We start from the raw sequence: 6091 nt of genomic DNA, 5'->3' as shown, positions 1-6091 counted from the left end.
TGAATATTTGCCAAAATGGAACTACCGTGCAGTTCCGACAATTGAGTAGATGGTGAAGTTATTAAATTTTCATTCCTTACCATTATGAAACTTAAACCTAAAATCACGATTGCCGACCATTTTTCCGACTTAGAAGATCCCCGAATTGAGCGAACTTGCACATCATCAATTAATTGATATTATCACCCTCTCAATTTGTGCCGTGATTTGCGGTGCTGAGACATGGGTGGATATCGAAAGTTACGGGCGTGCTAAATACGAATGGTTAAAGACAATTTTAGAATTGCCGAATGGCATCCCTTCGCATGACACAATTGCGCGAGTATTTTCTCGCCTCAAACCTGAGCAATTTCAGAAATGTTTTTTGAGTTGGATTCAATCTATTAGCTGCTTCAATCCAGGAGAAGTAATCGCAATTGATGGCAAAAATCTTCGCCATTCTTACGATCGGGGAGGAGACAAAAAAGCGATTCATATGGTCAGTGCTTGGGCGACCAGTCAAAGATTAGTTTTAGGACAAGTTAAGGTTGATAAAAAATCCAATGAAATCACAGCAATTCCGGCTTTACTCAAAGTATTAGAATTAAGTGGAAGCATTGTCACCATTGATGCGATGGGCTGTCAAAGGTCAATTGTGAAGTCAATTGTCGAACAAGGATGAGATTACGTAATCACCTTAAAAAAGAACAAACTATCCCTGTATGCCAGAGTAGAAGAGTTGTTTAAACAAGCAATTATACAAGGATTTTCTGGCTCTACACATACAGCTTATTTAACCCAAAAAGATAAAAATCATGGTCGCTCATAAATCCGACATTACAACCATATTAAGTGACATCAAAGAGCAGATTGATCCCGATAATCAATGGGAGAAGCTTCATAGTATAGGTCTGATATAATCCGTGAGAATAGTGAAGGGAAAAACAACTATTGAAACTCGTTATTATATGAGTAGTTTACCAAATAATGCTCAAAAATTTGGTGAATTAGTCCGCAGCCATTGGGGAATTGAAAATTCTTTACATTGGGTATTAGATGTGGGTTTTCGTGAAGATGATTGTCGAATTAGAAAAGATAATGCTCCGCAAAACTTTGCTATGATTAGACACATCTCGCTTAATCTTTTGAATCAAGAAAAAACCTCAAAAACCGGAGCCAGAAATAAGCGACTTCGAGCCGGGTGGGATGATGACTATTCGGGAGCATCCCGGTTTTGCGCTTTTGAGCATCAAACGGATATTGATCCGTTAAGGTAGGCGCACCGAAGCTTAAGCATTTGATTAACATTTTTCATCAACCACTGCGCTCCTGAAATTTTTAACCTTCTATCAATTTGTTTTACTGCCGACTCTACAGCTCCGGAACCGATGGAACAAACCTTTTGTGTTGACAATTGCTCGTAGTTAACAATCCGTCGGCGATGCTTCTCCAAATAAGCACAAAAGTTCTGGGCTTGTTTTTGACGGCAAGACTTAAATAAATTGATGGTTTCCTCGACTCGTCCTTGCCACAGAAACTCCTTACCCTGCGCCAGACGCTTCAACGACCCACCCACCTTACAGAGATTTTCAACTAAGTGATACCAATCTAAAATTTCCCGCCGCGTCCCGTCAGGATTCAACTGGACAATAATATTCCAAATGCCATCACGGGGCGATCTCCCAAACAGGTTAGTAGCTCTGATAAAGGCTGACTGTTCACATAATTAATTAACGCTTGATTGTCAAGAAAAAATGCCCCGTAATAACTGTCGTGCAGTCGCACAGCCTTGTATTCAAGCCAGTGAGTGCCCTCTCCCTCTTCTTTTCTGAGACGGACTTTCCCCCCATCCACACTGGTTTCCTTTACCTCCGAAGTAGCTATTCTGGACGCCCATTCTTGCTTTTCCACTAATCGGTGTAAACAAGTGTGACCTATATGCACTCCCGTCTGGGCTTCTATTTCACTCTCAGCTTTCTCATAAGAGAGATTAGCCACCTGACGGAGGCAGCATTTTTCAAATAATGGAGCTAAACGAGTAGATTTTTTCACTCCCAATTTTTCGGCTTGTTTTTCAGTAATTATTAGTTTACCAATGCAACTTTTTACTGTGCGAGACCGTCCTGATTCTGTTCCTGTTGCCTGTTTGATAAAAAAAAACCAACCTCCGGCCCGACTAATTCTAGCCATTGCTCTCGAATATGCTTTTCGATTGTTTCCAGACTTGATAATTCTGAGACCGGAGTATTTGTGTACATAATCTCGGCAATCTCAGCAGCACAAGCTTTTAAACGCTCCTTCTGTTCAGGGGTCATAGCCACTCCTCCTACAAATGCAGTTCACGCTTCTGTTGACGCTCTACCTATTATCCTCTCTAGATAGCACTTTTACAAAACCGGGATGCTCCCTGACTATTCTCCTTGAGATTCTCGCTGTTGCAGTTAACTAAATTCTCACGAATAACTCATCAATAACTATTATACAACTTGTAAACAGTGGTTGTAATATTTTTATTGTCTCAAAATTAGCAGGGAGTAAAAACCACCATTAATCAGTTCCTATTTTATCTAAAAAGTCATTACAAAGCGTGTCGGTAGCTTCTAAGAATGGTGAATTTATCTCAAAATATACTCACCACTGATGAACAGTGTTCAATAAGATGCGTTCCCCCTGGGCTTGATTCCTACAAAATACCTGTATTATAACAATCCTAAATGAGTCGTATTTTTTTTACCCCACCCCAACCCTCCCCTTACGAAGCGGAGTGGGTAAGAAATTCACAAATGATGCGAGGATTGGTATATACCCAACAAAAACTGCACCAAGCCCTATTAATAGGTTATTCCTAGTCAAATTACCACTTATACCCTGTTATATTGATTTAATAAAAGTCGGTATTAATATATAACTATAGCAATAAAAATGACTAAAAACTTATAATTAAAATCGTTTTTTAAAGGAATCCTCGGCGATAAATAATTATCAAAAACTGCTGGTAAAACAAACAATTTAAAAACTGGTTTGCCAAAATCAAGTAAAAAGAATGGGAAGAAAATGGTTGCGAACAGGTAAATAAAAATTTTTCGCCAAAAAACAATCTGCCCAAAAGCGACAAAATCGAGTATAATAGTATTGCCTAATTGAGTCGCAGTTCAGAAATACTGTAGAAAAAACTAAATTTATTGAAATAGACAGGTGCAAATTGAGGATTGAAGGCGTACCCAAATTGACTAAATATTTGCTGATCGGTTCCACAAAAGCTTACAGTGGCAAGTCTGCCATCGCCCTAGGGATGGCACTCGGACTCCGGGGAAAAGGACTGGCCGTCGCCTACGGCAAACCTCTGGGAACCTGTTTCAGCTCGCCAGGAGCTGGGATAGAGGACGAAGACGTGCGGTTCGCGGTAGAGACGCTGAATCTCTCAGAAAGTCAGATGCCGTCAACACTGCTGTATTTGGATGAAGAGACGGTTCACAAGCGTTTGCGGGGAGAAGACAAGACAGATTACCGCCAGTCTTTAGCGCAATATTTGCAAGCTCCCAGCGGAGACTTGGTGCTGTTAGAAGGCCCAGCTAATTTGGAGGAAGGCAGTCTGTTTGACTTGTCTTTGGCTCAAGTCGCTGAGGCAATTGATGCCTCTGTGCTGTTGATAGCCCGCCCGATCGATCTGTATGTAGACGATTTGCTGTCTGCTAAACAGCGTTTGGGTTCGCGGTTGCTGGGCGTGGTACTCAACGACGTTCCCTCGGACAAACTCGAATCCGTAACGGCGACTGTGCGGCCTTTTCTGGAGGCGGCGGGTATTCCAGTTTTGGGAATGCTGCCGAGAAGTGCTTTGCTGCGAAGTGTCAGTGTCAAAGAATTGGTGCACCAATTGAAAGCTGATGTGCTCTGCCGTCGAGACCGTTTGGACTTGATGGTGGAAACCTTGACAATTGGCGCGATGAATGTTAGTTCGGCTCTGAAGTATTTCCGCAAAGCGAGAAATATGGCGGTGGTAACGGGGGGCGATCGCACGGACATTCAGCTAGCTGCTCTGGAGAGCTCGACTCAGTGCTTAATTTTGACAGGCCACTTGCCTCCTTCTCCCCTAGTGATCGGCAGGGCAGAAGAAATGGAAATTCCGGTTTTGTCTGTTGATTTGGATACCTTAACCACGGTAGAAATTATCGACAGCACCTTTGGCAGCGTGCGCCTGCACGAACCGATCAAGGTGGAATGCGTTACTCAGCTAATGGCAGAACATTTTGACCTTGATGGCATGATGGCATCCTTGGGCCTGAGCGATCGAGTCCATTAATAACACAGCCGGAGCTGAGGGAAGAAGGTATTCGGCAGAGAGAACTTTTTGTTTAAATAAATAAAAAGCTAAAATTCTTAAATTCTCAATTTTTCTTGAATTCTACCTTGAGCTCCGGCTGCCGAATGTCTTGAGACATTCTGCCTTCAGGCGAACTCAAATCTCCATATCCTCTAGTCTGAGCCCGTCAATCAGCAATTCTTAACTTCTTTTTGGCGGCAATGGCTAGTGAGTCTGCTAAAATCCACAACGTAGTTTTATTTAATTTAATAAATTCTTTGAGTCAATCAATTGAGCTACCCAGAGTAGATGATTTTTTACAAGAACTTGCGGCGATCCAGCAAACCGGCTCCAAGCGGATTGCTCTTTTGGGTTCTCGCCACGTTCCTATTACCCACCAGCAGCTAATTGAGATGCTGAGCTACGCCATAGTTCTGGGAGGCAATCAGCTCATCACTTCTGGCGCTACAGGCACCAATTCAGCCGCAATTCGGGGGGCAATGCGAGCAGATCCTAATCTGCTGACGGTGATTTTGCCACAAAGCATGAGTCGCCAGCCTCGGGAGTCTCGCGACCAACTCGAACAAGTGATACATTTGGTAGAAAATCCCAAAAATGATAGCTTGTCTCTCCCGGAAGCAAGCGCCATGTGCAATCAGGAGATTATTTCTCGCTGCCAGCAACTGATATGTTTTGCTTTTCACGAAAGCCACACTTTGCTGAAAACTTGCCAGGATGCGGAGGAACAGCGCAAGGTGGTTACTCTGTTCTATTTTGATTGAACTGCGAGGCGGATGATGCTGTTGGGATTGCCTGTGTCGGTTATTCTGCTTGATTGTATTGCTGCTGCGGCTGCGCTGGTTTACGCACCGTTTTTGGTGGTTGCGTTCGCCCGCTTGCAGCTAGGCTACGATCAAGCAGCCCCCCGCGCTATGTTTGAGAGGTTGCCTGGTTACGCTCAGCGGGCAACTTGGGCTCACCAAAATTCGTTTGAGACGTTTATGCTGTTTTCAGCGGCGGCTTTGATGGCTTTTGTGACGGGGGTAGATTCCGAACCGGCGGGTTGGGCTGCGATCGCTTTTACGATCGCCCGGTTGTTGTTTTCGGTTTTCTATATTCTCAATGTGCCGCTGGGGCGATCGCTCATGTTTGCGATTAGTTCTTCTTGCACTGTTTCTTTATTCTATTTCAGTTTGAGAGCTGTTAATGGCTAATTGTTATTAGTCACTGGTTCTTAGTCATTAGTCATTAGTTAAGAGATGCTTAATTAATGACTAATTACCAATTACAAACTACCCATTACCAATTACTAATTTATGGCTGCTAGTTATTCATTTGATATTGTCAGCGAGTTCGATCGGCAAGAATTAGTTAATGCTGTTGACCAAACAGTCCGGGAAATTCAAAGCCGGTACGACTTGAAAGATACCAAAACTACCGTGGAATTGGGCGCAGAATCCATAACTGTCAATACGGACAGCGAATTCACTCTCGATGCGATTCACACTGTTTTGCAAACTAAAGCCGCCAAGCGGAATTTATCTTTGAAAATTTTTGATTACGGCAAAGCTGAGCCTGCTAGCGGCAGTCGCATCCGTCAAGAAATTAAACTTAAAAAAGGGCTCACTCAGGAAATCGCGAAACAGATTACTAAATTGATTCGCGATGAATTTAAGAAGATTCAAGGTTCGATTCAAGGAGATGCAGTGCGGGTGTCTGCTAAGGATAAGGATGATTTGCAGTTGGTGATTCAACGCTTGAAGCAAGAAGAGTATCCCGTGGCTTTGCAGTTTACCAATTACAGGTGAATTT

General features: G+C 43.1%; 4 protein-coding genes and 2 pseudogenes. 5 read left to right on the top strand and 1 reads right to left on the bottom strand.

Annotation, left to right across the window (positions count from 1 at the left end):
• Window positions 1-84: 84 nt before the first annotated feature.
• Window positions 85-1256: pseudogene (locus QUB08_RS26540) on the top strand (ISAs1 family transposase).
• Here the strand turns inward: QUB08_RS26540 and QUB08_RS26535 are convergent.
• A pseudogene (locus tag QUB08_RS26535) lies at window positions 1229-2294 on the bottom strand (ISKra4 family transposase). The pseudogenes QUB08_RS26540 and QUB08_RS26535 overlap by 28 nt on opposite strands.
• A gap of 887 nt (window positions 2295-3181) precedes the next feature.
• On the opposite strand from QUB08_RS26535, the gene QUB08_RS26530 reads away from it, so the two are divergent.
• From QUB08_RS26530 to QUB08_RS26515, 4 genes are all read left to right on the top strand, one after another.
• A complete protein-coding gene (locus QUB08_RS26530) occupies window positions 3182-4279 on the top strand; it encodes a phosphotransacetylase family protein (protein ID WP_333228568.1) in 1098 nt (365 codons plus the stop codon).
• Window positions 4280-4557: 278 nt separating this feature from the next.
• Window positions 4558-5061, top strand: a complete 504-nt coding sequence (locus QUB08_RS26525; protein ID WP_190744281.1) for a DNA recombination-mediator protein A — start codon at window positions 4558-4560, stop codon at window positions 5059-5061.
• A 15-nt stretch (window positions 5062-5076) separates the two neighbouring features.
• Window positions 5077-5493: an MAPEG family protein gene (locus QUB08_RS26520; protein WP_333228570.1), complete on the top strand. Its 417-nt coding sequence runs from the start codon at window positions 5077-5079 to the stop codon at window positions 5491-5493.
• A gap of 102 nt (window positions 5494-5595) precedes the next feature.
• Window positions 5596-6087: a YajQ family cyclic di-GMP-binding protein gene (locus QUB08_RS26515; protein WP_333228566.1), complete on the top strand. Its 492-nt coding sequence runs from the start codon at window positions 5596-5598 to the stop codon at window positions 6085-6087.
• The last annotated feature ends 4 nt before the right edge of the window (window positions 6088-6091 follow it).

This window comes from Microcoleus sp. BR0-C5, from assembly GCF_036705045.1.
Classification (GTDB): Bacteria; Cyanobacteriota; Cyanobacteriia; order Cyanobacteriales; family Microcoleaceae; genus Microcoleus.
Note: the sequence above shows the minus strand (reverse complement) of the source record. Positions and strands in the feature narration are given on the sequence as shown.

What these genes read in the sequence shown, in the direction of transcription:
- QUB08_RS26520 (WP_333228570.1), top strand. Translation starts at nt 5,077, where the DNA reads ATGCTGTTGGGATTGCCTGTGTCGGTTATTCTGCTTGATTGTATTGCT.
- QUB08_RS26515 (WP_333228566.1), top strand. Translation starts at nt 5,596, where the DNA reads ATGGCTGCTAGTTATTCATTTGATATTGTCAGCGAGTTCGATCGGCAA.